Genomic DNA, 421 nt, shown 5'->3' with positions numbered 1-421 from the left:
GGCATTGTCAAGTTACCGACAGTGAGATGACACGACGGCAGGTGTGACGACTATCAGAAAGCGGCCGACGGATTTTCGGTGAGTTCGGCGAATTCTCGCCATGCAACGAACCGGGCGGCGAGTTGTTTGCGATAGAGTGAAGCGCGCAGTAGATGGCGCTTAAGCGCGAAATGTTGCCGGATCGGCCCGAAGCACGAGAGAAATTTTGGTGTGCGTTTCGGGTCGCGAAAGCCGCGCATGCGACGCTCGCGTTCGCGTGTCGGTTGGTGGCTATTCTCTGCGCGGTTGTTCAGCCGAGCTGCCGCTTTGACAAACACGTGCTCCACGTTCGCAAGCTCCGGGATCTCGGCTTTTGCCGCCGGATAGCTGCGCAACTGATCGGTGACGATCTTGCGCGGCACCGGGCTCGAACGCAGCACAC

1 protein-coding gene is annotated in these 421 nt (G+C 59.4%); it reads right to left on the bottom strand.

Going from position 1 to position 421, the window contains the following annotated elements:
* Positions 1-53: 53 nt before the first annotated feature.
* Positions 54-421: DDE-type integrase/transposase/recombinase (locus ACRXB1_RS37400; protein ID WP_449494940.1), on the bottom strand; the 368-nt coding region annotated here is incomplete at its 5' end.

This window comes from Caballeronia sp. M23-90 (assembly GCF_053574605.1).
Note: the sequence above shows the minus strand (reverse complement) of the source record. Positions and strands in the feature narration are given on the sequence as shown.